Here is a 22,472-nt window from a genome sequence, read left to right as displayed (position 1 = left end):
CGCACCTTGTCACCGAACGAGCATCTGAACCCTCGAAAGGGGATCATCATGCGGGTTGACCCCGGAACCGGTCGCCTGGACGCGAACGCGGGAGGGCCCGGCACGCTGCCGCTCTCGCGACGGCAGAGGTTGTTCACCAACGGCCGTGCCCCCGTGATGTGGGGAGTGCTCTGGGGCGTCGGCCAAGCGGCCGCGCCGCTGGGCTTCTTCTGGCTCGACCCGGCGACCGTCTACGGCATGTCCATCGCCCTGATCGCGGCGGTATACGTCGGCTTCGCGGTCGCCGATGGTCGCCCGGCCGTCATCACCGTCGAAACCATCGTTGCCGGCGCATTCGTGGTGCTCGCCGCGGCCGGTGTCGCCGGGTCGGCGTGGCTGATCGTCCTGGGTTTCGTCGGCCACGGGTTGAAGGACCTGTGGCAGCACCGCAGCCAGTACGTGGCCAATACGCGGTGGTGGCCCCCGTTCTGTATGACCATCGACTTCGTCGCGGCCGCGATCATCGCCGTGGCGATCGTCAGTGGGGTGACCTTCCATCCCTGAGTTCCGGACTTACCGACAATGACCCCGCCCGGATGGCCGCCGCGCTGTGGTCGCCATTGGGATCCGCTGGGCGCGGCGACCAGCATCGGTCGGAGCCGGGTTCCCAGCGTTCGCCCACCTCGCCGACCACACCCCGCCGGAGCGGCTCGGCCAAACCATGGGCACGGCCGAGGTCGGCCGCGAACTCGGCGACGCCGGCGGACCGCTGCTCGTCGGTGCTGTCGCCGCGGCCCTGACCCTGAGCTGGGGGCTCGCCGCCCTCGCCCTGATCCTCGGCAGCATCGCCCTGATCAGCGGGCGCCGGACCGACTCACCGACGGGTTCTCCCGGGTGGTGTATCCGGTCGGCACCTGCCGTCCCGACGAACCGGTCATGACGCTCGTCGTGGTTCGATGTGGGTCTGGACGGTGGTGTCGGGCAATGCCGCCTTGATCGCGACCTCGACCTGGTCGGCGATGGCATGTGCTTGGTCGACAGTCCACCTGCCCGGGACGAGCGTGGTCAGCGAGACGAAGCGATGCCGACCGGACTCTCGGGTTCTGAGATCGGTGAACTCCACGTCGGCGGTCCGGGCCTGTTCGAGCACGACCGTGACGGCATCGAGGTCGGCGGACGGCAACGCCGCGTCCAGCAGCGCGGTCATCGATTGGGACACCAACCGGAAGCCGGTCAGCAGGATGTTCACCCCTACGATCGCGGCCACGATCGGGTCAAGGCGCTCCCAACCGGTGATTCCGACGAGGAACACCCCGGCGATCACGCCCACGGACGTCCACACGTCGGTCAACAGGTGCCGGCCGTCTGCGGTCAAGGTGACGGACCGATGGGTCCGCCCGGCCGTGATCAGCAGGACGCCGACCGCCCCGTTCAAGGCCGAGGCAACCGCCGAGATGGCCAACCCGACGCCGATGCTCTCCAGCGGGGCCGGGTTCAGGAAGCGCTGTACGGCGCTGAAGATGATCACCGCGGCCGCAATGAAGATCATCACACCCTCGATGGCGGCCGAGAAGTACTCGGCCTTTCCATGACCGTATTGATGGTGGTCGTCCGGCGGCTTCGACGCCACCCGCAGCGCGATCAACGCCACCACCGCGGCCACCAGGTTCACCACGGATTCCGCGGCGTCCGACAGCAGGCCGACCGATCCGGTCACCAGATAGGCCCCGGATTTCAGCCCGATCGTCACCATGGCCGCGGCAATCGACAACCATGCGAACCGGGTCAACCGGGGAGCGGTACCCGTGCGTTCCTCACCGACCTGCGGGAAGTTGACCTTCTTCATGACATCGGTTCCTGGACTTGTCCCGGCGAATCAGGCCGACACGTCGCGGCGGCGGAATCCGGCGATGCCGACCGCGGCAAAGGCCCCGACCGTGCCCAGCGCGACCAGGACGGCCGGGACGGACAGGCCGTTGGTCAACGGGTCGTGCCCGGTGTACTGATAGAAGGGGGAGAACTTCTGGAAGGGTTCCAGCCAGGACACCTGCGGACCGAGACCGTTCACGATGTAGGCGATCACGGCCAGGACGGCAGGGACCCCGCGGGCCGCGGTCAGGTTGCCGGTTGACGATCCGACCGCTCCGGCCAGTGTCCCGAAAACCATTGCCAGCAAGGCAAGGTGACCCATTGCGGCGATGACCGGCCCGGTCGGCAGACTCATATCGGCCAGGTTCCCCTCGGTCAACAGCGCCGTGGCGGTGACGCCCGCCAGCAGGACGATCCCCACCGTCATCGCCACCAGCTTCTCCAGCACCACCCGTCCCCGGCTCACCGGGTTGGCCAGCAGCAGGTCCAGGGTGCGCCGGTCCTCCTCCCCGGCCACGGCCGCGGCGCCCGTCGTCACCGCATACAAGATCATCAGCAGCGGAGCCATCAGGGAGAGCATCTCGATCTTGACGTACCCGACCGGCGTGCTCATATCGGCACCGGACATCGCGAGCATCGAGCGGACGGCCGGTGGCATGCTGTCCAGGAAATCCGTCATCGCGGGCTGGTCCCGGACGCTGGGCCAGATGGCCGCGTACATGGCGACCAGGAGCACCAGGCTCACCGTCCAGGCAAGCAGGGCCCGCCGTTGATCGAACAGGGTCTTGGTCGCCACGCTATGCAGCATCGGGCTCACCGGTCCCGTAATAGGCCAGGAATGTTTCTTCCAGTTCGGCCTCCGCGCAGTCCAGATCGACCACCGGGTGCCGGGTGATCTGTCGGAGCAGTCCGTCCAGCGCGGATTGCGGGGCGCTGCAGGACATCGCCCGCTCGGTCACCGCCAGATCGCGAATGCCGGGCAAGGCCGCAAACTCCCCGACACTGACATCATCGCCGAATCGTGCGCCGACATGATGCAGGGACTTCGCTCGCAGATCCGCCATCCGTTCGACCGCGATCAGCCGGCCGGCCCGGACCACACCGATCCGGTCCGCCACCCGCTGCACCTCACCCAGCACATGCGACGACAGCAGCACACTCCCTCCGGCACCGGTCTGCTCACGCAGCAGCTCGTGAAACTCTCGCTGGACGATCGGGTCCAGCCCACTGGTCGGCTCGTCCAACACCAATAGCTCGGGTCGCGACATCATCGCCAGCACGATGGCCAACTTCTGCCGATTCCCCTTCGACAGTTCGCGTGCCGGCCGGTCCAGATCCAGATCCAGGCGATCGGCCAGCACCAGGGCCCGCTTGCCGTCGGGATCCCGGCGCAGGTGACCGAAGTAGGACACGTGCTGGCGGCCGGTGAGCCGGTCGTACAACGCCGGCTCGCCCGGCAGGTACCCGACCCGGCGATGCACGGCGACCGCGTCTCGCCACGCGTCAAGGCCCACGACGGTCGCCCGACCGGCGGTGGGCCGAAGCATCCCCATCAACAACCGCAGGGTCGTCGTCTTGCCCGCTCCGTTGGGACCCAGATAGCCGAAAACCTCGCCCCGGCCGATCGTCAAGTTCACGTCCCGCAACGCGACCGTCGGCCCGAACGACTTGCCCAGCCCGACCATGCGGACAGCCAACTTCTCGTCCATATCCTCACGGTCCAAGACCAGGTCAGTTCCGGCCAGAGTAGAAAGACCCCAAGAAGCCACCGCGACGAGCTGGTCTCCATCGGCCAGTCGTCAATGTCGCGCACACTCGGGCTGCGGGGGGAAATCATGACGGCCGAAAAACACGACGCACCGACGCCGGCGACCGTACGAGCGCATTGACATTCAAATGGCCCAACCGGCCGGGAAAATCTGTTGAAATTCGGCCGGTGACCGATCGACGCACACCAGGGCAAAGGCATCCTGGGCCATCCACCGCCGGGACCTTCGGACGCACAGTCAGTGAACGGAGTACAGATATTCAACCAGTTGATTCTGCTCCGTTTCGAGTTCGTCGACACGACTCTTGACCACATCACCGAGACTCACGATCCCGCTGAGGACACCATCGACGACAACGGGTAGGTGCGGGTACCGCTTCTCGGTCATTGTTCGCGCGAGAGTGCTGATCTGATCATCAGGAACACAGGTGGGCACGTCGGCACGCATGACCTCGCCGACGGCCGCGCCGAGCAAGTCGGCTCCTCGCTCCTTCAGCGCTCGAACGATGTCACGGTCGCTGATGATCCCCTCGACAGTCTGTCCGTCACTGGTCACCACCAGCGCACCGATGCCGTGGCGGGCGAGCGAGTCAAGCACCTCCGCCACGGTGGCTGCGGGTCCGATGGTGGCCACGGCCGAACCCTTGCGGACGAGAACGTCGTGAACGCGCATGATCTTTGCCTCCCGCCGAGGCGACCTCCCACCGGACCCCACGCCCTTGGGTAGCTACTCGAAGTTTCCCCAGAGCGCAGAGCCATCGGCCAGAGGCGAAGGTCCCTTGCCCTGAACCTACGCGCTGGCCCGGTCTGGCTGTCCGGTCGCGAAGGGAACTCCGGTCCCGAAAGCCGGCGTACGGTGCAGTATGTATGTCTCAATGTCCCGTTTGCGAGTTCCGGTTGGCAGATCTGATGAGCTGATCGCCGCCTTCAGACGGCGCGCCCATCTCGTGGACTCCCACGAGGGATTCATTGATCTGCAGGTGTGGAGATCCGACCGCGACAACAGCGAGGTGATCATGGTCAGCCGGTGGAAGGACAAGGATTCCTTCCGCGAGTACATGAAGAGCAACAATCATCGGGAATCGCACGACCGAATGGATACGACGTTGAGACGCGCAGTCAGATTGGAGCGGCTGGAGAGTCTGAATACTTACGAGGTGATGGCGCAGTGACTGAGCGCCGACTGCAGCCACCCGCAGGCGGGGACGACCCACCTCGAGTGTCCAATCCGTTGGCGGGTGGGGAAATCCTGGACCTGCTCTCGCTCGCGACAGAAATCTGTCAGCGTTACCGCCTCGAATACCCCGACGAACGGGAGCGCTACGGAGATGCCGGCATCGCATGGTGCGTGCACGACAACCAGTACATTCTGAATTGGGCGACAGAATCGGTCAATGGTGACATTGATATCAGACAGGAGGTCGCTTGGTTGGCCAACATCCTGCAGGCACGAGACTTTCCTGTCGTCCGGCTGGCCCGCGACCTCGATATTGCTGCGGCGGTCGTCTCAGAGCACGTTGGTGAAGCCCACGCCGGGGAAATTGCAGCGGTGCTCACAACCACCGCAGAATTTGTCCGCTCAGGCGAATTCTGGAATTACAGCGTTTGAAACCGGACCTCAGTGGGGGCCCGCTGTAGGGGGCGGCAGGTTCCAGGCGCAGCTGATCAACGTCGTCCGTGGCCGACCGAGGCGCCCGCGCGGTGGCTACGGTCTGACCTGGTCCCGACCCGATCAGCGCTCCAGCAAGCGGCGCCATCAGGGTGCTCGGTGCGAACGCGAAACCACAACCACCGTCGCCGCAAGGATGATCGAGCCGATCGACTCCACCACCAACGTAGTGGTTACCAGCTCGGCGCTCACTACCTCGTGAATGCCGAACAGCCCGACGGTGAGCGCGAGGATCAGCGCCAGCAATGTGCCCACCATGAACAGCAGGCTCAGCACCGTGGCCAGCAGGAGCAACCCACCACGCAGCACGAGGACCGCAATGGCCAGGACGAGCGCGCCAACCGCATTGAGCACGAACAGCACGCCGAGCACCCCGCGCATTCCGTGGAGCACGAGGTAGAGATGGATCCCGCCCATCACCAGGAGCGCGGCCGCGCTCAGGAGGCGCCAGAGCATCAGCGTGCGGTGTCCGACGTCGGACCGGCCGGGTGAATTGGTGGTGGGAGTCTGCGAAGTCATGTCCTGACCTGCCCTTACGAACGTCGGGCCCCGCGCGAGCGGCGATCTACCGGTGACACGTCGGGTCGGTCCGAATGGTTCAGGCGACGGGATCCGTCCTCCCCGGCGGGTCCGGGAGGGCCGTCAAACCCTCCGACGACCGGTCGAGCCTGGGGTGAGCAATCGGCGATTGCCGTCGGGCACCCCGGCGCTGGCCGGCGCCGATGAGTTCCGGCCGACGCCGGGGTCAGCACTCCCATGACTGCGACCTACACGTTCGACGTGTTCACCAGCCTCGACGGGAACGCCTCCTACGGACCGCCTGGCGACTGGGGCGGCTACTGGGGCAAGCAGGGTCCCGAGTTCCTCGATCACCGGTTCGCGGCCTACGACGGCCAGCAGCGGATGGTGTTCGGGGCCACCACGTTCAGCGCGTTCATGCAGATGCTGCCCGAGATGGGCGACAGCCCCGACCCGTGGATCGACCGGATGGTCGGCCTCCCCACCACCGTCATCTCCTCGACGATGAAGGCTCCCCTCGACTGGCCGGATGCGACCGTCGCAGGCGGTGATGCCGTGGGGATCGTCCGCCGCTTGAAGGATGAGTCGGACGTGCCGATCCGCTCGCACGGCAGCCTGTCGTTGAATCGGGCCCTGCTGGCCGCCGGGCTGATCGACCGGATCCAGATCACCGTCTTTCCGGTGATCTCGGCCCGGACCGGGGACGAGCCCGTCTTCGCGGGGGCCGGCGACTTCGACCTCGAGCTGCTGCAGACCCGCACCTTCGACGGCCGCATCCAGGAACTGGTCTACCGGCCCACCCTGCGAACCTGGCCCACCGGCTGAACAGTCGCCGGACCATGGCCACCGAGTTCCCCACGGGTCATGGGTTCGAGGCCGTAGGCATCGGTGGCCGATCGCGTCCTGTGGGGCGCCGACGGCGGATCCTTTCGTCGAGCGCGCCCGACCAGGCAGTGTTCGGGTCCGGGGCGGGCCGAAAGCCCCTGGGCGGAGGCAAGCGGTCGAGTGAATCTGTAGGGAATAGCCAGCCGGCGCCGGTTGCTGAGAAGGGAGGCTCGTGTGCGCGTCACCGGCTTCACCCGGCCGGGCCTGGTCGGCCCGGTGATGCTCCTGGCCCTGGCCGCATTGCTCGGCGGGTGCGGGTCGGCCGGCCCGGCCACGCCCGCCGCCTCGTCGATCACGTCGACCTGGCCGCCGTTGCCGGCCGGGCCGTGCGCCGACGACCAGGAGAACCGTTACGTGGCCGAGATCTTCGACGTCGCCCCGGTTCAGACCACCACCTACACCGACTCCCTCCAGGTGGACGTCTACCGGCCGGCCCAGGATCCCGCGTCCTGCCGAGTGGGAATCGTGTGGGTGCACGGCGGCGGGTTCACCCAGGCGAGCCGGGACGGCACGGCCGAGCAGGCTTGGGGCGCCGCGCTGGCCCGCCGCGGCTACCTGCTGGCCTCGATCGACTACCGCCTGGGAACGGGCGCTCCGTTCAGCCTGGATGAGGCGTCCACCGACCCGAAGGATCAGGCGGTGGTGGACGACGCCATCGCCGACGCGCGTTCGGCGCTGGCGTGGCTCGTCACCAACGCCGACGATCTCGGCGTGGACCCGGACCGCCTGGCCGTCGGCGGTACATCGGCCGGAGCGATGATCGCGCTCGGTGCCGGGCTGACCGCCGCAACCGGAACCCGGCCGTGCACCATCGTGTCGATCGCCGGCGACCTGGATCCCACGTGGGTCGGTGACCGACCACCCGCGACGCTCCTGATCCATGGTGATGCCGATCAGCTTGTGCCTTATGACAATTCGGTGGATGCGCGCGCTGCGCTCATCGAGAAGGGCGGCACCGCCGAGCTCGTCACCATCCCCGGGTCCGGGCACGAGATCACCGGACCGCCGACCGACGAACTGATCGTCCCGACCGCCCGGTGGTTGCGCGGGCACGCCGCCGCCGGATGCGGCTGACGGGTGCGGTCGCCGGCGGTGTACCGGCAACGTCCGACCAACGAGACGCCAACCCCGTCCCCCGGTCCCCGCGGATCCGGACTATTCGACACGACGGTCAGGATACCGCGGTGTCGGTCACCCCCAGGCCGGGGTAAATGGTGATCTCGGTGGCCTTGATCGCGGCGAAAACCCGGTCACCGGGTTGCAGTTCCAGGTCAGCGGCCGCGGCGACGGTGACGTCGGCGAGCAACCCCCCGGCACCGGGGAAGGGAGCGGTGTGCAACCGGACGATCTCCCCGCGCGGTTCGAGTTCGGTGATGGTGACGGGCAGGTGGTTGCGGGGGCTGCCGGTCGGTTCGGTGAGATGCACGGCGACCGCGCTGGGTCGGAACACCGCGACCACCGGATCTCCGGGCCGGCAGGCCGGGTCGAACAATCCGGCGATCCGGGTGCCGTCGTCGGTGACCAGGTGGCGCCCGTCGCTGACGCCGGCGATCAGGTCGATGCCGGCGATCCGCGCGGTGAACGCCGACCGGGGTTGGCTCAGCACCGTGCCCGTCGCGCCGTCCTCGACGATCCGCCCGGCCTCGACGACGACGACCCGGTCGGCCAGCGACAGGGCGTCGATCAGGTCATGGGTGACCAGCAACGCGGTTCGGCGGGTGTCCCGCAGCACCCGGCGCAGCAGGTGCCGCAGGGCCGGGGCGACCGCGACGTCCAGCGCGGCCATCGGCTCGTCCAGCAGCAGCAGGGCCGGGTCGGCGGCCAGCGCCCGCGCGATCGCGATCCGCTGGGCCTGCCCGCCGGACAGTTGCGCGGGTTTGCGGTCGGCGAACTCGGTCGCGTCGACCGCGGCCAACCAGGTGTCGGCGGCCTGCTGCGCGGCGCGGCGGCCGGCGCCCTGGCTGCGCGGGCCGAAGGCGACGTTCGCGGCCGCGGTCAGGTGCGGGAACAGCAGGGCCTGCTGGGCCAGCAGCACCACCTTCCGCCGGTGCGGCGGCACCCACTCCCCGGTCGCGGTGTCGACCAGCACTTGCCCGTCCAGGGTGATCCGCCCGGTGTCCGGGTGCAGCAGCCCGGACAGCAATGACAGCAGCGTGGATTTCCCGGCGCCGTTCGCCCCGAGGACCGCGACCACCTCACCGGGCCGCACCTGCAGCCGTAGGTCGGTGCCCCGCTCGGCGATCGTCGCGGTCAGGTCGACCGCACCGAGGGTGGGCTTTCGCGCCGCCGGCCCGGTCACAGCCCGCCCTCGCTGCCGCGGCCGCGGGTCGCCAGCACGATCAGCACCGCGACGACGACCAGCACCAGGGACAGCGCGACGGCGGCATCGGCGTCGGTCTCGCGTTGCAGGTAGATCTCCAACGGCAGGGTGCGGGTGACGCCCTGCAGGCTGCCGGCGAAGGTCAGGGTGGCGCCGAACTCGCCCAGCGACCGGGCGAACGCCAGCACGGCGCCGGAGAACAGGCCGGGCAGGACCAGCGGGATGGTGACCCGCCGCAGCACCGTGGTCGGGTTCGCGCCCAGGGTCGCCGCCACCGACTCGTACCGGCGGCCCGCGGTGCGCAGCGACCCTTCCAGCGACAGCACGAGAAACGGTAGGGCGACGAAGGTCTGGGCGATCACGACGGCGGTGGTGGTGAACGCAACCCGGATCCCGAAGGCCTCCAGGTACTGGCCGATCAGGCCCAGCCGGCCGTAGGTGTAGATCAGCGCGATGCCGCCCACCACCGGCGGCAGCACCAGCGGCAACAGCACCAGTGAACGGGCCAGCCGGAGCCCGGGAAACTGCGCGCGCGCCAGCACCAACGCCATCGGCGTGCCCAGCAGCAGGCACAGGACGGTGCTGGCCGTCGATGTCTGCAGGCTCAACCACAACGCCGCGAGGGAGGAATCGGAGGTGATCAGCGTCCAGAACTGGGACCACTGCACCCGGGCGAGCATCGCCGCCAGGGGTAGCACGATGAAGATCCCGCCGGCCACGGCGGGCGCGAACACCCAGCCCGGCAGGCCGGACCCGGTTCCCGCGCGCCGCCGCCGGGACGCGGGAACCGGTGGTCCGGCGGTCATGACGGCGTCACGGGGCGGGTTGGAAGCCGGCGTCCTTGAGGATCTGCTGACCGTCCGGCCCGGTGACCAGCTCGACGAACTTCCCGGCCAGCTCGGGCTGCGGTCCGCCCGTGACGGTAGCGATCGGGTACACGTTCACGACGGTGGAGGCCTGCGGGAACGGCACCTCGGTGATCTTGTCGCCGGCACCAGTCGCGTCGGTGACGTAGACCAGGCCGGCGTCGGCCTGCCCGCTGGTGACCTTGTTCAGCACATCGGTGACCGAGGATTCCTCGCTGACCGGGGTCAGGGTGACGCCGGTGTTCTGTTCCACCTTCTGCGTGGCCGACCCGCACGGCACCTGCGGTGCACAGACCACCACCTGCAGGTCCGGGTTGGTCAGGTCGGCGAAACCGGTGACGCCCTTGGGGTTCCCGGGCGAGGTCACGATCGTCAGGGTGTTGCTGGCGAAGTTCACCGGGGTGCCTTCGATCACCCCGCCGGTGACCGCCTTGGTCATGTTGTTCTGATCGGCCGAGGCGAACACGTCGGCCGGAGCACCGCCGGTCAGCTGGGTGACCAGGTCCGACGAGCCGGCGAAGTTGAACGTCACCGTCGTGCCCGGATGCTGCTGCTGGAACGTCTGCCCGATCTCGGTGAACGTCGCCTTCAACGACGCGGCCGCGAATACGGTCAGGGTGCCCGTCGCGGCCGGCGCGGCCGACGACGCGGCCGCCGACCCAGATGCCTTGCTCGGCGACGCGGCTGCAGATGCGGCCCCGGAACTCGTGGCCGCCGAGGTGGTCGGGACCGCACCGCTGCTACCCGAACTGCACGCCGCGAGGGTCAGCGCCGCAGCGACGGCGACAACAGCGCCCGCGGCACGGCGCAGGGTGCGCCGGGACGGCGAGGTCATGATGAGGAGCCTCCAGGTGTTTCGACGATCACCGTGGTCGCCTTGACCACGGCCACGGCCAGCCGGCCGGGCTCGAGTTCCAGATCACGGGCCGCCTCGCTGCTCATCAGGGAGACGACGGTGTGCGGGCCGCACTGCATCTCGACCTGCGCCATCACCCCGTCCATCACGACCTTGGTGACCAGGCCGACGAACCGATTCCGCGCCGATCGCGCCACCCGCGACGGGTCGGGCGCCGGCGCCGCGGCGTGCTGACGGGAGAACTCCGCCAGGGCGACCCCGTCGATGACCTTGCGGCCCACCTCGTTCTTCGATGCCGGCAAGGCGCCGGAGTCGACCCACCGGCGGACCGTGTCGTCACTGACACCCAACAAGTCGGCCGCCTCGCGGATCATGAACTGCGACATGAACCACACCTTAGATCCGCATCCGCGGACCTAACAACTCATCGGAAGCGCATATGTCGAATCGCGACCGACCGGAGCGGAATGCCGGGGACGGTACCCGACCGCAAGGTTGGATCGCGCCGGCGACGTCACGGGGCGGACCGCGGGAGGGCGCGGCCCGATCCGGGCGACCAGGGGGCGCCGGCCACGAGCGCTCTCGCCGATCAGTGGGTCGCCGGCAGCAGACCCGGATGGCCGGGTCGGTTGGCTAGCCTCGACCGATGGCCGAGCACACCGGGCGGACGGGAGCGGCGCCGCCCCGGATCATCGAGGCGACCCTGCCCCGCGATACGGAGCTCGTCGAGCGGGGACTATGCGGGATCCGCCAGGAGGGCGCCCTCGACCACCATACGGTTCAGGTGACGGACGACATCCGCACCGAGCTCATCGCGAATCTCGACTACATCAGCACCAGTATCGATCGAGCCGGCGACCCGGATCTCACGGCCCCGGACCGGATCGGTCGGGGGTGCACCGCCCGTGGGGTGCCCCTGGCAGATCTGCTGGCGGCCCATCGGCTTGAGCTGACCGGCCGCGCCGCCGTGACCACCGCTCGTCCTGAGCGATACCGACCACTGGCCAGCAGCTTCCGACCCGAAGGGCACCCTCGATGACGACTCGCGTCGCCCGACCCACCGACCTGATCGCTCTGGCCGCCGACCAGCCGCACCTGGGCACCGGTGAGTGGCGGGCCATCACCCAACGGCAGGTCGACCTGTTCGCCGACGCCACCGACGACCACCAATGGATCCACATCGACCCGGAGCGGGCCACGGCCGGCCCGTTCGGCACCACCATCGCCCACGGGTACCTGACGATCTCCCTGGCGTCGGCGTTCATCGCCGAGATCCTGCAGGTCGACGGGGTCCGGATGGCCATGAACTACGGCCTGAACAGGGTGCGATTCCCGGCGCCGGTACCGGTCGGCGCGCGGCTGCGCGGCGACCTGCGGCTGACCTCGGCGCAGACCCGCGGAGACATGGTCGAGACCGTGCTGACGCTGACCGTCCAGATCGAGGGCAACGCCAAGCCGGCCTGCGTCGCCGAGATCGTCGTCCTCTTCCGGTGACACGCGCCCGAGTCAACCGGCCAACCGCTCCCACCCGCCCCCGGCACCTACGTCTTCGAGAAGTGAGGAACTCCGGACATGAACACACCGCCGCAGGACCAAAGGCCACCGCAGTACCAGAACATCGGACGATCGCTGGGCACCGACTACTTCCGAATCGCCGACCAGCTCACCGAAGACGAACTGGAGATCTGGCGCCGGGCCCGAGATTTCGTCGATGACGAGGTGCTGCCGGTGATCGGCGAGCACTGGGAGAAGGCCGAACTGCCCTGGCCGCTGCTGCGCCGCCTGGGCGAGCTCGGCCTGGTCGGCGACGGCATCGACGGCTACGGCTGCCCACCGATGAGGGTTCTTCGCCACCAAGCTGGGTCTTGGTGTTGGGTCCTGGGCGACACGCCGGGGCTGAGTTGAGCTGAGGTGGGGCCTGGGGCCCTCACGATCCGTGTTCACGGCCAAGTGACCACGATGCGAGGAGCCCCAGGTGAACCAGAACGTTACTGCCTTGTTCGGCATGCCCGGATTCGAGGTGTGCTCAACCGAGATGGTCGACGGGGAATGGTATGTCGCTATCGAGACACCCAGGGATCTGGTCGGCTGCGGTGAGTGCGGTGCGGTGGCCCGGGTGAAGGACCGGCGCACGGTGACGGTGCGGGACCTGCCCGCCGCCGGGGTGCCAGTGGTGATCCGGTGGCGGAAACGGATCTTCGAGTGCCGATACGCGTTGTGCCCGAACAAGACCTGGACCGAGCTCCACCCGGCGATCGCCTCCCGAGCGGTCCTCACCGACCGGGCCAGGCAGTGGGGGTTCGAGCAGGTCGGCCGGCACGACCGGGCCGTGGCCCCGGTCGCCGCGCAGCTCGGCGTCGGCTGGCACACGATCATGCGGCAGGTCACGGAACGCGGGAAACCGCTGATCGACGACCCGAAACGACTTGACGGGGTATCCGCGATCGGCGTCGATGAGACCGCGTTCCTGCGGGCCTGCAGCACCCACCCGACCCTGTACGCGACCGGCATCGCCGACCTCACCCCGGGTCGGCCGGCGCGGCTGCTGGACGTCGCCGCGGGCCGCTCGGGCACCGTCCTGTCCGGGTGGCTCGCCGCCCGGGACGACGACTTCCGAACCCAGATCGTCACCGCGTCGCTCGACCCGTTCCGCGGCTACGCCACCGCGCTCGCCGCGCAGCTACCCCAGACGGTCCGGGTCCTTGATGCCTTCCACGTCGTTAAACTTGCCCTGACCTGCGTCGACGAGGTCCGCCGCCGCACCCAGCAGGACACCCTCGGGCACCGCGGCTTCGCCCACGACCCGTTGTTCCGGACCCGCCGGTTGCTGCGCCGCCGCGCGGACCGGCTCACCATCAAGCAACGCGCCAAGCTCCTCGCAGCGCTGCTGGCCGGCGACCCCAACGACGAAGTGACCGCCGCCTGGGTCGTCGCCCAAGACCTGATGGCCGCCTACGCCAACCCCGACCGAACCGCCGGACGAGCCGCCGCCGAACAGCTCATCACCACCGCCCGCACCTGCCCCGTCCCCGAGATCACCCGCCTCGGCCGCACTCTCACCGCCTGGCGCACCGAGTTCCTCGCCCGGTTCGACCACCCCGGCGTCTCCAACGGACCCACCGAATGCCTCAACCTGAAAGTCAAGAACACCAAACGCGTCGCACGGGGCTACCGGTCGTTCGCCAACTACAGACTGCGACTACTTCTCAACCACGGACTCATCAGAGATGATCAAGCCACGACGCGGATCCGAACCCGACGACCCAGGATGGTGGCGTAGAGCCCCGATGAGCCCGGTCGCGGCCGGACTGGTGCACATGGAGCTCAACCGCGGTGACGGCAGCATCGGCACCTTCGTCGGCGTGCAGGCCGGTCTGGCCATGCAGTCCATCGCGATGCTCGGCTCGGCGGAGCAGAAGCAACGCTGGCTCCCGGGTATGGCGACGGTCGCCACCCTCGGCGCGTTCGCGCTGACCGAACCCACCCACGGGTCGGACTCGGTCGCGCTCGAGACGACCGCCACCCGCGACGGCGACACCTGGGTGATCAACGGGGAGAAGAAGTGGATCGGCAACGGCACCGTCGCCGATGTCGTCGTCCTCTGGGCCCGGGACACCGCCGACGGGCAGATCAAGGGCTTCCTGGTGGAGAAGGGCACCCCGGGGTACCTCGCCGAACGCATCGACGGGAAGGGCTCGTTGCGCTCGGTCTGGCAGGCCCACCTCACGCTCACCGACCTGCGGGTGCCCGAGCCGAACCGGCTGCCCGGTGCCCGGTCGTTCAAGGACACCGCTCGGGTGCTGGCCGGCACGCGCAACGCCGTCGCCTGGGGCGCCCTCGGGCACGCCGTCGCGGCGTACGAGATCGCCCTGGCCTACTGCCGGCAGCGCGAGCAGTTCGGCCGGACGCTGGTCACCTTCCAGATCGTGCAGAGCCGGCTGGTGAAGATGCTGGCCGAGGTCTGCTCCATGCAGTTGATCTGCCGGCAGCTCGGCCGGCTGCAGAACGAGGGTGCGCTGACCGACACCATCGCTGCGATCGCCAAGATGAACAACACCAGTAAGGCCCGCCAGGTGATCGCCGAGGCTCGGGACCTGCTGGGCGGCAACGGGATCCTGCTCGACTACCATGTGATCCGGCACATGGCGGACATCGAGGCCATCCACACCTACGAGGGCACCGAGACCATCCAGACGCTCATTGTCGGACGGGACATCACCGGAGTCAGCGCCTTCGCCTGATCGAGCCTCCCTCCGCGAGCCGGCGCCCGTCGACCAGCGGTTCATCGAGGGCGACGACGCCAGGCTCCGGGTCCGCGGCACCGGTGATCCGCCGCTGCGGAAATCAGGCCGGTTCGTCGCCGCCGGTCACCGTGAGCACGATCAGTGGACTGTGCCGCATCATCTCCTCCACATCGGTACGGCCCCACCGCCGGGCGGCCGCCGCGATCAACGGTCGGCGCTCGGCGTCGTCGGTCACCACCCGGGCGGTCGCGGCGATGTCCGTCGCGGCGGACTGCTTCAGGTGCACGACGACGTTCGGGTCGGCGGTGACGTTGTGGATCCAGTCCCGCGTCCGGTCGGCCCGCGGCATGCCACTGATGAACAGCACGCCGTCCTCCTCATGCAGGAAGATCTCGATCCTCCTGGGCCGGCCCGTCCGGCGCCCCGTCGTCGTGAGGTCGATGACCTGACTGTGATGCAGCGCGTTCACGACGTCCGCGTCCATGTTTCCTCCGGCGCCAGGGCACATCGTCGGCGAGACGACGGCGGGGTGTGCTGATGTCACTGACAACTCGCCGTCGGCGCGGGATCTTCCCGGGACCGGGTTGCCGGCTCGACCCGGCGCGGTCTTCGCGCCGGCGCGCACGGCTCGCGGTCGCCCCGCCGCGCCCACGCCGGTCCTCGGGCCGGTGGGGACCGTCACCCGAGGCGGGCCAGGAAGAACGTACATCCGGAGGGCTCCGCCCCCGGCAGGATGTCGTCGAGGTGGTGGACCGCCACCAGGTCCAACCCGCCGGCGGCGAGTGCGGTGGTCACCTCGTCGACGGTATGCGTTCGCTGGCGGTGAATCTCCACCTCGGTGCCCGTCGAATCGGCGACCTCGAGCCGGGCGGTCTGGGTCCGCGCCAGCGGGTCGTAGACGGTGCGGACCGAGACCGACCCCGAGGGTGATCGTTGGAGATACACCGGACGCCGCTCGGCCGAATCGTCCAGACGTTCGGTGGTCACATCGAAGACCGCGTAGCCCCCGGCCGTCAAGGACCGGCCGAATGACCCGAGCGCCAGCTGCAGATCATCGGTCGTTGTGAGGTAGTTGAGCGCCTCGAACTGGCACGTGATCAGGTCGACGGTCTGCGGGAGGTGCAACTCACGCATGTCCTGGCACAGGAAGCGGGCCCGATTGCCGGCGTTCTTCACGGCCGCAACCTCGAGCATCTGCGGCGAACGGTCGACCCCCCAGACCGGACCCGCGCCGACCCGACACAGGTAGTCGACGAACGTACCCGTCCCACAACCGATGTCGGCAGCCGAGGCGAAGTGCACGGCATGCCGATCCCGGATCCACTCGAAGGCCAGTCTCATCTCCGGGAACGAATGATCCCCCAGCAGGGCGTCGTAGACCTCCGCGAACCGGCGGTAGGGAACGTCCTCCGACGCCGCCTCGATCATCGGCGCCCGCGGTGCACGGCGGCCCCGGCCGGCCAGCGGATGCCGGACCGTCGACGTTCCCTGCGAAACACGAAGCGCCACCGTCCCGTCCCGCCGGCCTGTGGTCCAGCGGCAGGTCGGGGGTCCACCGCTGGACGGGCCCATTGTCGCCTCGATCGCCGGCGTGTGCATCAGCCACTCCGGGTGAAAGGCTGCTGGGTGTGGCCGCCGGCTGCTCGAGTCGGTGCCGTCACCGGCTCGACACCCTGAAGACGGCGGTCGGAGCCTGCTCGCGTGCCGATCAGACGTCTCAATCGACAGGAAACGCGCGCACCCGCCGGCGGCGGATCGTCACCCGCGACCACACCGACTGCTGGACCGCCAGGGTGAGCCAGCCGGCCACCGCCATCCCCGACAGGTTGACGGCCAGCTGCAGGGCGCTGCCCCACACCTCGTGCCAGACGCCGAGCGCGATCCCCAGCGCGATGTTGCCGGCGGCGGGGATGGTCGTGACCGAGACGAAAACCCCCGATAGGCCGTGCATCTTGGCCGAGGTGACGGACAGCACCCCGGCCGCGGCGGCGATCAGCGCGACGATGAACGACCACTTGTCCGGCGTGTAGATGAACCCGGTGCCCGGTCGCGGGCGGATGACGTCCCAGTCGGTGACCCAGCCGAGCCAACGGGCGACCAGCGCGAGCGCGGTCGCCGCCAGGATCGCGACCACGAAGCCGATGACCAGGGTGCGCGTGGCCAGCCCGAACAACGACCACCGGCGGCGGACGAGCGCGACGCCCAGGGCCGCGACCGGCCCGAAGTCGGGCCCGAGAATCATGGCCCCGATCACCAGGACCTGTGAGTCCAGCACGATGGCGATCGAGGCGAGCAGGGTCGCCAGCGTCATGAAGCTCAGGAACGTCCAGTTCAGCTCGGAGTCGTCGTAGGAGCGCTGCACCACGTCCGACCAGACGACGGCGTCGGCGCTGCTGCCGGGGATGCGACGCTCGGCGTCGAAGCCGGGCCGGGAGATCCAGGTCGGCGCGGGATCGACGTGGATGGTCCCGTCCCGGGGCACGCCCAACCGGTGCAGCTCGTCGATGACCTGATTCGCCCCCTCGCGGGCGACGTCGGCGGTCACCAGGTCACCGGCCGGCTTGATCGAGCCACCCCGCACCGCGCTGATCGCGCTGACCGCGGGATCGCCCTCGAGGAGCTCCAGCACGGCGTCCGACAGGGGTGCGGGAACGTAGATCCGCAACTGCAGCATGGCGGTCAGTGTCGCCGATCCGGAGCGCCTCGCGCGGTGATGGCCGGGGCGCGGCGTCGCTCGCCTCACCGGTCGGCGCCGCCGGCAGGGGGAGCCGCTTGAGCAGCAGCGCGTTGACCGCGACGATCAGGCTGGACCCGGACATCGTCAGCGCCGCGATCTCAGGGCGCAGCACCAGGCCGTAGGCGGGCTCGAACACGCCGGCCGCGATCGGCAACGCGACGGCGTTGTACCCGATAGCCCAGCCCAGGTTCTGCCGCATCTTGCGCAGCGTGCCCCGGCCGATGCGCAGGGCGGTCGGCACGTCCAGCGGGTCCGAGCGCATCAGCACGATGTCCGCGGTCTCGATGGCGACGTCGGTGCCGGCGCCGATCGCGATGCCGACATCGGCCTGGGCCAACGCGGGGGCGTCGTTCACCCCGTCGCCGACCATCGCCACCCGCCGGCCCGCCCGCTGCAGGGCCGCCACCTTGGCCGCCTTGTCACCGGGGAGCACCTCGGCGATGACCTCGTCGATGCCCAGCTGGTCGGCGATCCGCCGCGCGGTCGCCTCGTTGTCGCCGGTCAACATCACCACCCGGACCCCGGCGTCGTGCAGCGCGGCCACCGCGGCGGCGGCCGTCGCCCGCGGTGCGTCGGCCATCGCGATCACCCCGGCGGCCCGGCCGTCGACCGCCACGAACACGGCGGTGCGGCCAGCCGCGGCCAGCTCGTCCCGCCGCGCCGACAGCGCGCCCAGCGGCACGCCCTGGTCGGCCATCAGCGCGCGATTGCCGACGATTACCCGGTGGCCGTCCACCTGAGCGACGGCCCCATGACCGGCGACGCTGCGGAAGCCGCCGGCGATCAACCGGGCCGCGCCACGATCGTCGGCGTACCGGACCACCGCGGCGGCCAGCGGGTGTTCCGAGTCGCGTTCCACCGCGGCGGTCAGCGCCAGCAGTTCCAGCTCGCCGATGCCGTCGACGACCAGGTCGGTCACCGCCGGTTCGCCCCGGGTCAGGGTGCCGGTCTTGTCCATCACCACGGTGTCGATCCGGGCCGACGCCTCCAGTGCGGCGGCGTTCTTGAACAGCACGCCCCGCCGGGCGCCGAGACCGGTGCCGACCATGATCGCCGTCGGGGTGGCCAATCCGAGCGCGTCCGGGCAGGTGACGACCACGACGGTGATCGCGAACAGCAGCGCGGTCTGCACTCCGGCCCCGACGGCCAGCCAGACGAACGCGGCCCGGTCGGCCAACCGTTGCCCGGGGGCCTTGGAGTTCTGCGCCTCCTGCACCAGGGCGACGATCTGCGCCAGCGCGGTGTCCGACCCGACCTTGGTGGCGCGGACCCGCAGCGTGCCCGAGACGTTGACCGACGCGCCGATCACCTGCGTGCCCGGGCGTTTCGGCACGGGGAGGCTTTCCCCGGTGACCATCGACTCGTCGAGCTCGGACTCCCCGGATTCCACCACCCCGTCGACCGGGATCTTCGACCCGGGCCGCACCAGCAGCAGGTCACCGACCTGCACGTCCGCGGTGGGCACCTCGAGCTCCCGACCGTCGCGGAGCACCACGGCCTTGGGCGGAGCCAGTTCCAGCAGGGAGCGGATGGCGTCGTTGGCGCCGCCGCGGGCGCGCATCTCGAACCAGTGACCAAGCAGCACGAACGCGGTGAGAACGGTAGCCGCCTCGTAGAAAACGTCGCCGGTGTGACCGGTGAACAGGCCGGTCAGGGTGACCGCGACGCTGTAGAGCCAGCCGGCGCCGACCCCGACGGCGACCAGCACCATCATGTCCAGGGTGCGGGCCCGCAGCGCCCGGTAGGCGCCGTCGAAGAAGATCCAGGCCGAGTAGAAGATCACCGGCAGGGACAGCAGCAGCGAGAACACGTCGTCGGTCAGGCCGAACGGGGCCGGCACGGTGAACCCGAGCACCTCGCGGCCGATCGGCGACCACAGCAACACGGGCACCGACAGCACCGCGGCGACCACGAACCGGTTGCGCATGTCGCGGACCATGGCGTCCATGGACATTCCGGCCATCCCGGCGTGATGGCCGCCGTGGCCCATCACGTCGTGGGCGGCGTGTCCGTCCGGATGGACACCGCCGTCGGCGGGTGCTTCGGGCTTCGTGGGGCGGGCCGGGGCGCCGACGTGGCCGGCCGGCCCGTCATGGTCATGGTCATGGCCGGCGTGCCGCGCCGGTTCGGCCATCGGGTCGCACAGATGGTCGGGGACGGACTGCCCGGCGCAGTGGTACCCGCAGTCCCGTACCCACCCGGTCAGTGCGGCGACGCTGGTCCGCGAGGGGTCGTAGGTGACGGACGCGGTCTGGGAGACCGGGTTGGCGTCCACGGCGAGCACCCCGGGCCGGCGACCTATGACCGCCTCGGTGACGGATGCCGAGGACGCCCAGTGCACGCCGGACACCTCGATCACTGCGGTCGTACCGTTCTTGCTCATGCTCGGTCAGCCCCTTCCACGATGCGGTGAGTGGGTTCGGGTGGGACGGGAGTGGCGGACGGTCAGGCCGGTACGTCGGCCGCGACCGGCCGCTCGGAGGCCGGCACCGTGCCGGCGGCGGATCCGGAGACGGCGCGAAAGCGGCGCAGTCGCAGGCTGTTGCTGACCACGAACACCGAGGAGAACGCCATCGCGGCCCCGGCGATCAACGGGTTCAGCAGCCCGGCCATGGCCAGCGGCAGCGCGGCCACGTTGTAGGCGAACGCCCAGAACAGGTTGCCCTTGATGGTGCCCAGGGTCCTCCGGGACAGCCTGATCGCGTCGACCGCGGCGCGCAGATCGCCACGGACCAGGGTCAGGTCCGAGGCCTCGATGGCCACGTCGGTACCGGTGCCCATGGCGATGCCCAGATCGGCCTGGGCCAGGGCCGCGGCGTCGTTGACCCCGTCCCCGACCATGGCGACGACCCGGCCCCGGCGCTGCAATTCGGTCACCTTGGCGAGCTTCCCAGCGGGCAGCACCTCGGCGATGACGTCCGCCGGGTCGATGCCGACCTCGGCGGCGATCGCGGCCGCGGCGGCTGCGTTGTCCCCGGTCAGCAGGACGGGCCGCAGCCCGAGCCCGCGCAGCTCGGAGATCGCCTGCTCGCTCGTCGGTTTCACCGTGTCGGCGACGACGAGCAGGCCACGCGCGGCGCCGTCCCAGCCGACCGCGATCACCGTCCGGCCGGCCGACTCCGCGTCCCGGCGGGCCTGCGCCAGGCGGCCGTCCAGCGGTTGCGCCCATTCCTGGGCGAGCCAGCTCGCCCGGCCGGCGGCGACGGCCCGGCCATCGACCACCCCGTGCACGCCCAGTCCCTGGGTGGACGCGAACGATTCCACCGCGGGCAGCTCACCGACCCGTTCCCGGGCGCCGTCGGCGACCGCGGTCGCCACCGGATGCTCGGACGCATCCTCCAGCGCCCCGGCCAGCCGCAGCAGTTCGGTCGCCTCGACCCCGGCGGCGGGAATCACGTCGACCAGCCGCATCCGGCCGGTGGTGACGGTGCCCGTCTTGTCCAGCACGATGGTGTCGACCCGCCGGGTCGACTCCAGGATCTCCGGGCCCTTGATCAGGATGCCCAGCTGGGCGCCGCGGCCCGTGCCGACCAGCAGCGCGGTCGGGGTGGCCAGCCCGAGGGCGCAGGGGCAGGCGATGATCAGGACCGCGACGGCCGCGGTGAACGCCGCCTCCGCCCCCGCGCCCGCGCCCAGCCAGAAGCCGAGAGTGGCGACAGCCAGGGCGATCACGACCGGCACGAACACCGCGGACACCCGGTCGGCGAGCCGCTGGACCGGCGCCTTGCCCGATTGGGCCGCCTCGACCAGCCGCGCCATCTGCGCCAGCTGGGTGTCCGCCCCGACCCGGGTGGCCCGGATCACCAGCCGCCCACCGGCGTTCACGGTGGCCCCGGTGACGACGTCGCCCGGGCCGACCTCGACGGGCACCGGTTCACCGGTGAGCAGGCTGGCGTCGACCGCGGACGAGCCCTCGAGCACCTCGCCGTCGGTGGCGATCTTCTCCCCCGGCCGGACCACGAAATGGTCGCCCACCGCGAGTTGATCGACCGGGACCCGCAGTTCGCGGCCGTCCCGCAGGATGGCGACGTCCTTGGCCCCCATGTCCAGCAACGCCCGCAGCGCCGCCCCCGACCGTCGCTTGGCCCGCGCCTCGAAGTAGCGGCCGGCCAGGATGAACACCGTGACCGCTGCGGCGACCTCCAGGTAGATCTCGCCCGCCCCGCCGCCCGGCTCGGGCAGCAGCCGGAACGTCATCCGCATGCCGGGCATCCCGGCGTCGCCGAAGAACAGGGCGTACAACGACCAGCCGAAGGCCGCCAGCACGCCCAGGCTGATCAGCGTGTCCATGGTGGCGGCACCGTGCCGCAGGTTCGTCCAGGCGGCCCGATGGAACGGCCAGGCCCCCCAGACCACCACGGGCGATGTCAATGTCAATGACAGCCACTGCCAGTTGTCGAATTGCAGGGCCGGCACCATCGCCAGGATCAGCACCGGCAGCGTCAGGGCGGCGGACACGATCAGCCGGCGGCGCAGCCCCGCCACCTCCGGGTCCGGGACCTCGTCGGCCGGAGTCGAACCGACCGGCGGGCGGAGTGGGGTGGGCAGCGCGGCCGTGTACCCGGTGGCCTCGACCGTGGCGATCGCCGCCTCCACGCCGGTGCCCTCGGGCAGCACGACGTGCGCCTTCTCGGTGGCGTAGTTCACCGACGCCTGCACACCCGGCATCCGGTTGAGCTTCTTCTCGATCCGCGCGGCGCACGACGCGCACGTCATGCCACCGATCTGCAGGTCGACCACGTGTTGCGTCATGCCACGAA

At 69.9% G+C, this 22,472-nt stretch carries 25 protein-coding genes; 11 read left to right on the top strand and 14 right to left on the bottom strand.

Annotation, left to right across the window (positions count from 1 at the left end):
* The first annotated feature begins 48 nt into the window (after positions 1-48).
* Positions 49-543, top strand: a complete 495-nt coding sequence (locus ACILSK_RS21670) for a hypothetical protein (RefSeq protein WP_395729263.1) — start codon at positions 49-51, stop codon at positions 541-543.
* 157 nt (positions 544-700) lie between these two features.
* Positions 701-919, top strand: a complete 219-nt coding sequence (locus ACILSK_RS21665) for a hypothetical protein (RefSeq protein ID WP_395729262.1) — start codon at positions 701-703, stop codon at positions 917-919.
* On the opposite strand, the gene ACILSK_RS21660 is transcribed toward ACILSK_RS21665, so the two are convergent.
* The 4 genes from ACILSK_RS21660 to ACILSK_RS21645 form a co-directional block, all read right to left on the bottom strand.
* A complete protein-coding gene (locus tag ACILSK_RS21660) occupies positions 914-1,825 on the bottom strand; it encodes a cation diffusion facilitator family transporter (protein WP_395729261.1) in 912 nt (303 codons plus the stop codon). The genes ACILSK_RS21665 and ACILSK_RS21660 overlap by 6 nt on opposite strands.
* A gap of 30 nt (positions 1,826-1,855) precedes the next feature.
* Positions 1,856-2,656 carry an ABC transporter permease subunit gene (locus ACILSK_RS21655; protein WP_395729260.1) on the bottom strand — a complete coding sequence of 267 codons (801 nt, stop codon included), beginning with the start codon at positions 2,654-2,656 and terminating at the stop codon, positions 1,856-1,858.
* Entirely contained in the window at positions 2,646-3,557 is a 912-nt protein-coding gene (locus tag ACILSK_RS21650) for an ABC transporter ATP-binding protein (protein ID WP_395729259.1), read from the bottom strand. The genes ACILSK_RS21655 and ACILSK_RS21650 overlap by 11 nt, the downstream gene beginning before the upstream one ends.
* A gap of 297 nt (positions 3,558-3,854) precedes the next feature.
* Complete coding sequence (locus ACILSK_RS21645; protein ID WP_395729258.1) at positions 3,855-4,289, bottom strand: CBS domain-containing protein; 435 nt, start codon at positions 4,287-4,289, stop codon at positions 3,855-3,857.
* 202 nt (positions 4,290-4,491) lie between these two features.
* On the opposite strand from ACILSK_RS21645, the gene ACILSK_RS21640 reads away from it, so the two are divergent.
* Both ACILSK_RS21640 and ACILSK_RS21635 read left to right on the top strand, forming a co-directional pair.
* Complete coding sequence (locus ACILSK_RS21640) at positions 4,492-4,788, top strand: antibiotic biosynthesis monooxygenase family protein (protein WP_395729257.1); 297 nt, start codon at positions 4,492-4,494, stop codon at positions 4,786-4,788.
* Between the two features lie 47 nt (positions 4,789-4,835).
* Entirely contained in the window at positions 4,836-5,225 is a 390-nt protein-coding gene (locus ACILSK_RS21635; protein WP_395729256.1) for a hypothetical protein, read from the top strand.
* Positions 5,226-5,372: 147 nt separating this feature from the next.
* On the opposite strand, the gene ACILSK_RS21630 is transcribed toward ACILSK_RS21635, so the two are convergent.
* Positions 5,373-5,804: a hypothetical protein gene (locus ACILSK_RS21630; protein WP_395729255.1), complete on the bottom strand. Its 432-nt coding sequence runs from the start codon at positions 5,802-5,804 to the stop codon at positions 5,373-5,375.
* Positions 5,805-6,041: 237 nt separating this feature from the next.
* Here ACILSK_RS21630 and ACILSK_RS21625 point away from each other — a divergent pair, with 237 nt between their 5' ends.
* Entirely contained in the window at positions 6,042-6,629 is a 588-nt protein-coding gene (locus ACILSK_RS21625; protein WP_395729254.1) for a dihydrofolate reductase family protein, read from the top strand.
* Between the two features lie 234 nt (positions 6,630-6,863).
* Positions 6,864-7,763, top strand: coding sequence for an alpha/beta hydrolase (locus tag ACILSK_RS21620; RefSeq protein WP_395729253.1), 900 nt, complete (start codon positions 6,864-6,866; stop codon positions 7,761-7,763).
* 97 nt (positions 7,764-7,860) lie between these two features.
* Here the strand turns inward: ACILSK_RS21620 and ACILSK_RS21615 are convergent, their stop codons facing one another.
* Genes ACILSK_RS21615 through ACILSK_RS21600 form a run of 4 tightly spaced genes read right to left on the bottom strand, consistent with a single transcriptional unit; the run spans position 7,861 to position 11,117 of the window.
* Positions 7,861-8,988, bottom strand: coding sequence for a sulfate/molybdate ABC transporter ATP-binding protein (locus ACILSK_RS21615; protein WP_395729252.1), 1,128 nt, complete (start codon positions 8,986-8,988; stop codon positions 7,861-7,863).
* Positions 8,985-9,815: an ABC transporter permease gene (locus ACILSK_RS21610; protein ID WP_395729251.1), complete on the bottom strand. Its 831-nt coding sequence runs from the start codon at positions 9,813-9,815 to the stop codon at positions 8,985-8,987. The genes ACILSK_RS21615 and ACILSK_RS21610 overlap by 4 nt, the downstream gene beginning before the upstream one ends.
* Before the next feature lie 7 nt (positions 9,816-9,822).
* On the bottom strand, positions 9,823-10,710 hold the full coding sequence (gene modA / locus ACILSK_RS21605; RefSeq protein ID WP_395729250.1) for a molybdate ABC transporter substrate-binding protein: 888 nt from the start codon (positions 10,708-10,710) through the stop codon (positions 9,823-9,825).
* The gene (locus ACILSK_RS21600; protein ID WP_395729249.1) at positions 10,707-11,117 is read right to left on the bottom strand and encodes a molybdopterin-binding protein; all 411 of its coding nucleotides are present in this window, start codon (positions 11,115-11,117) and stop codon (positions 10,707-10,709) included. Before ACILSK_RS21600 ends, modA begins: the two co-directional genes overlap by 4 nt.
* Positions 11,118-11,377: 260 nt before the next feature.
* Here ACILSK_RS21600 and ACILSK_RS21595 point away from each other — a divergent pair, with 260 nt between their 5' ends.
* From ACILSK_RS21595 to ACILSK_RS21575, 5 genes are all read left to right on the top strand, one after another.
* Positions 11,378-11,770, top strand: coding sequence for a hypothetical protein (locus ACILSK_RS21595; protein WP_395729248.1), 393 nt, complete (start codon positions 11,378-11,380; stop codon positions 11,768-11,770).
* Positions 11,767-12,225, top strand: a complete 459-nt coding sequence (locus ACILSK_RS21590) for a MaoC family dehydratase (protein WP_395729247.1) — start codon at positions 11,767-11,769, stop codon at positions 12,223-12,225. The genes ACILSK_RS21595 and ACILSK_RS21590 overlap by 4 nt, the downstream gene beginning before the upstream one ends.
* 78 nt (positions 12,226-12,303) lie before the next feature.
* Entirely contained in the window at positions 12,304-12,636 is a 333-nt protein-coding gene (locus tag ACILSK_RS21585) for an acyl-CoA dehydrogenase family protein (RefSeq protein WP_395729246.1), read from the top strand.
* 70 nt (positions 12,637-12,706) lie between these two features.
* Positions 12,707-14,011, top strand: coding sequence for an ISL3 family transposase (locus ACILSK_RS21580; RefSeq protein ID WP_395729245.1), 1,305 nt, complete (start codon positions 12,707-12,709; stop codon positions 14,009-14,011).
* A gap of 7 nt (positions 14,012-14,018) precedes the next feature.
* A complete protein-coding gene (locus ACILSK_RS21575; RefSeq protein WP_395729244.1) occupies positions 14,019-14,972 on the top strand; it encodes an acyl-CoA dehydrogenase family protein in 954 nt (317 codons plus the stop codon).
* Between the two features lie 103 nt (positions 14,973-15,075).
* Here ACILSK_RS21575 and ACILSK_RS21570 read toward each other — a convergent pair whose 3' ends face one another.
* The 5 genes from ACILSK_RS21570 to ACILSK_RS21550 all read right to left on the bottom strand — a co-directional run bounded on the left by ACILSK_RS21570 (position 15,076) and on the right by ACILSK_RS21550 (position 22,464).
* Positions 15,076-15,459, bottom strand: a complete 384-nt coding sequence (locus ACILSK_RS21570; protein ID WP_395729243.1) for a nitroreductase family deazaflavin-dependent oxidoreductase — start codon at positions 15,457-15,459, stop codon at positions 15,076-15,078.
* A 194-nt stretch (positions 15,460-15,653) separates the two neighbouring features.
* Positions 15,654-16,484 (bottom strand): class I SAM-dependent DNA methyltransferase, encoded by an 831-nt coding sequence (locus ACILSK_RS21565; RefSeq protein WP_395729242.1) that lies wholly within the window; start codon positions 16,482-16,484, stop codon positions 15,654-15,656.
* Between the two features lie 208 nt (positions 16,485-16,692).
* Positions 16,693-17,640, bottom strand: a complete 948-nt coding sequence (locus ACILSK_RS21560) for a DUF389 domain-containing protein (protein ID WP_395729279.1) — start codon at positions 17,638-17,640, stop codon at positions 16,693-16,695.
* Positions 17,525-20,095, bottom strand: a complete 2,571-nt coding sequence (locus tag ACILSK_RS21555) for a heavy metal translocating P-type ATPase (protein WP_395729241.1) — start codon at positions 20,093-20,095, stop codon at positions 17,525-17,527. Before ACILSK_RS21555 ends, ACILSK_RS21560 begins: the two co-directional genes overlap by 116 nt.
* Positions 20,096-20,157: 62 nt before the next feature.
* Positions 20,158-22,464, bottom strand: coding sequence for a heavy metal translocating P-type ATPase (locus ACILSK_RS21550; RefSeq protein WP_395729240.1), 2,307 nt, complete (start codon positions 22,462-22,464; stop codon positions 20,158-20,160).
* Between the last annotated feature and the right edge of the window lie 8 nt (positions 22,465-22,472).

The sequence above is a fragment of the Nakamurella sp. genome (genome assembly GCF_044224575.1).
Lineage (GTDB): Bacteria > Actinomycetota > Actinomycetes > Mycobacteriales > Nakamurellaceae > Nakamurella.
Note: the sequence above shows the minus strand (reverse complement) of the source record. Positions and strands in the feature narration are given on the sequence as shown.

Excerpts from the sequence above, each read along its gene's own strand:
- ACILSK_RS21670 (WP_395729263.1), top strand. The coding sequence starts at position 49 with ATGCGGGTTGACCCCGGAACCGGTCGCCTGGACGCGAACGCGGGAGGG.
- ACILSK_RS21665 (WP_395729262.1), top strand. The coding sequence starts at position 701 with ATGGGCACGGCCGAGGTCGGCCGCGAACTCGGCGACGCCGGCGGACCG.
- ACILSK_RS21660 (WP_395729261.1), bottom strand. The coding sequence starts at position 1,825 with ATGAAGAAGGTCAACTTCCCGCAGGTCGGTGAGGAACGCACGGGTACC.
- ACILSK_RS21655 (WP_395729260.1), bottom strand. The coding sequence starts at position 2,656 with ATGCTGCATAGCGTGGCGACCAAGACCCTGTTCGATCAACGGCGGGCC.
- ACILSK_RS21650 (WP_395729259.1), bottom strand. The coding sequence starts at position 3,557 with ATGGACGAGAAGTTGGCTGTCCGCATGGTCGGGCTGGGCAAGTCGTTC.
- ACILSK_RS21645 (WP_395729258.1), bottom strand. The coding sequence starts at position 4,289 with ATGCGCGTTCACGACGTTCTCGTCCGCAAGGGTTCGGCCGTGGCCACC.
- ACILSK_RS21640 (WP_395729257.1), top strand. The coding sequence starts at position 4,492 with ATGTCCCGTTTGCGAGTTCCGGTTGGCAGATCTGATGAGCTGATCGCC.
- ACILSK_RS21630 (WP_395729255.1), bottom strand. The coding sequence starts at position 5,804 with ATGACTTCGCAGACTCCCACCACCAATTCACCCGGCCGGTCCGACGTC.
- ACILSK_RS21625 (WP_395729254.1), top strand. The coding sequence starts at position 6,042 with ATGACTGCGACCTACACGTTCGACGTGTTCACCAGCCTCGACGGGAAC.
- ACILSK_RS21610 (WP_395729251.1), bottom strand. The coding sequence starts at position 9,815 with ATGACCGCCGGACCACCGGTTCCCGCGTCCCGGCGGCGGCGCGCGGGA.
- modA (WP_395729250.1), bottom strand. The coding sequence starts at position 10,710 with ATGACCTCGCCGTCCCGGCGCACCCTGCGCCGTGCCGCGGGCGCTGTT.
- ACILSK_RS21600 (WP_395729249.1), bottom strand. The coding sequence starts at position 11,117 with ATGTCGCAGTTCATGATCCGCGAGGCGGCCGACTTGTTGGGTGTCAGT.
- ACILSK_RS21595 (WP_395729248.1), top strand. The coding sequence starts at position 11,378 with ATGGCCGAGCACACCGGGCGGACGGGAGCGGCGCCGCCCCGGATCATC.
- ACILSK_RS21590 (WP_395729247.1), top strand. The coding sequence starts at position 11,767 with ATGACGACTCGCGTCGCCCGACCCACCGACCTGATCGCTCTGGCCGCC.
- ACILSK_RS21585 (WP_395729246.1), top strand. The coding sequence starts at position 12,304 with ATGAACACACCGCCGCAGGACCAAAGGCCACCGCAGTACCAGAACATC.
- ACILSK_RS21575 (WP_395729244.1), top strand. The coding sequence starts at position 14,019 with ATGAGCCCGGTCGCGGCCGGACTGGTGCACATGGAGCTCAACCGCGGT.
- ACILSK_RS21570 (WP_395729243.1), bottom strand. The coding sequence starts at position 15,459 with ATGGACGCGGACGTCGTGAACGCGCTGCATCACAGTCAGGTCATCGAC.
- ACILSK_RS21555 (WP_395729241.1), bottom strand. The coding sequence starts at position 20,095 with ATGAGCAAGAACGGTACGACCGCAGTGATCGAGGTGTCCGGCGTGCAC.
- ACILSK_RS21550 (WP_395729240.1), bottom strand. The coding sequence starts at position 22,464 with ATGACGCAACACGTGGTCGACCTGCAGATCGGTGGCATGACGTGCGCG.